1 protein-coding gene is annotated in these 806 nt (G+C 48.0%); it reads right to left on the bottom strand.

Going from position 1 to position 806, the window contains the following annotated elements; genetic code table 11:
- Positions 1-806, bottom strand: an 806-nt coding sequence (locus tag ACFSTE_RS15975; RefSeq protein WP_378298281.1) for a PKD domain-containing protein, incomplete at both ends; no start/stop codon positions are given.

Here is an 806-nt window from a genome sequence, read left to right as displayed (position 1 = left end):
TCTCCTTCGCTATAGGTAACTCCATCTACCGTTACTGTTAAACTGTCTGAAGAATCCGCTGTACCTGTGATCACCGGAGTTGTATCATTGGTGGTCTGACTAACTACTGTTGGAACTGTAGGCGCGACTGTATCGATGATCAGTTCTCCGGAAGTGGTATCCGTAGCCGTATTACCAGCTGTATCAGTGGCTGTAGCCGTTACATCATAGGTCCCGTCAGGACTGATCTCATTACCCGCTGGAATTGTTAAACTCCAGGTATTGTCGCCATTGTCTACCAGATTCCCGTCTCCTTCGCTATAGGTAACTCCATCTACTGTTACTGTTAAACTGTCTGAAGAATCCGCTGTACCTGTGATCACCGGAGTTGTATCATTGGTGGTCTGACTAACCACTGTTGGAACTGTAGGCGCGACTGTATCGATGATCAGTTCTCCGGAAGTGGTATCCGTAGCCGTATTACCAGCTGTATCCGTGGCTGTAGCCGTTACATCATAGGTCCCGTCAGGACTGATCTCATTACCCGCAGGAATTGTTAAACTCCAGGTATTGTCGCCATTGTCTACCAGATTCCCGTCTCCTTCGCTATAGGTAACTCCATCTACCGTTACTGTTAAACTGTCTGAAGAATCCGCTGTACCTGTGATCACCGGAGTTGTATCATTGGTGGTCTGACTAACTACTGTTGGAACTGTAGGCGCTACTGTATCGATGATCAGTTCTCCGGAAGTGGTATCCGTAGCCGTATTACCAGCTGTATCAGTGGCTGTAGCCGTTACATCATAGGTGCCGTCAGGACTGATCTC

Origin of the sequence: Aquimarina hainanensis, assembly GCF_042684685.1 — a bacterium.
Classification (GTDB): domain Bacteria; phylum Bacteroidota; class Bacteroidia; order Flavobacteriales; family Flavobacteriaceae; genus Aquimarina; species Aquimarina hainanensis.
The sequence above is the reverse complement of the archived record's forward strand: the minus strand, read 5'-3'. Positions and strand labels throughout refer to the sequence as shown.